The 891-nt window shown below is 49.2% G+C and carries 1 pseudogene; it reads right to left on the reverse strand.

Annotation, left to right across the window (positions count from 1 at the left end):
* Positions 1-891, reverse strand: a pseudogene (locus tag FCL42_RS21965) (IS3 family transposase); the annotation flags it as partial.

Consider the following 891-nt stretch of genomic DNA (forward strand, 5'->3'; position numbering starts at 1 on the left):
ACCCCTCGGTCTGAGTGGTGGATACATTCACCTGAGTAGCTTCTGGCTCGCACCGCTCTGTTGAGGGCTTTGACCGTATCTTCAGCTTTCATCTCGTGGCTCAGCTCATAACCCATGATTTGGCGTGAGTATGCGTCAGTAACAAGCGACAAGTAGTGCACCCCTTCGTCACTGCGGACGTAGGTAATATCACTGACTAGCGCCTGCTCCGGTCGTTCTACCTTCATGTCAGCAAACAGATTGGGATGTTTCTTCATCCAGTGTTTGCTGTTGGTCGTCTTGGTATAGCTTCGCTTTGGTCTAATGAGTAGATGGCGATACTTCAAGTAGCTAAACAACCCGTCTCGCCCCAGTTTTATGTCGGCCTTCACGAGTTGTGGAAGCAGCAGATGATGAAGCTTTCTCGTCCCGATACGAGGCATCACACGCCTGATATCGAGCACCATGCTCAGCACGGGCTCTAAAGTTCGTTCTCTCTGTTCTCTGCGTTTTTCACGCTGGTACAGCGCTTGCCGAGAAATCCCTTCTTGTCGACACAGTAGCGCTAGCGACCGCCGTCTTTCTTTTTGAAGAGTTCGGGATGCTCGGCCAAAAGCTTTTTTCTCAGGTTTGTACCGTGGTCTTCATCGATGTAATCGACCATCAAATCGAGCACTTCTACCCGAATTTGAGCTTCCTCAAGCTCTCGCTCTAGACGTTTAATCTTTTGGGCAGGGGTTTCTGATGAATGTGGCATTTTAAGCTTCCTTGCAACGGACCAATCTTGACGACCGTGCTTTCGGAGCCAAACCAACACGGTACTTCTTCCTTGGATACCGTACCGCTTTTGTGCCTGTTTGTATGTCATTTCGCCTTTTTCTACCTGTTCAACCACAGATAATTTAAAGGCCA

It is taken from the genome of Ferrimonas aestuarii (genome assembly GCF_005116665.1).
Taxonomy (GTDB): Bacteria; Pseudomonadota; Gammaproteobacteria; order Enterobacterales; family Shewanellaceae; genus Ferrimonas; species Ferrimonas aestuarii.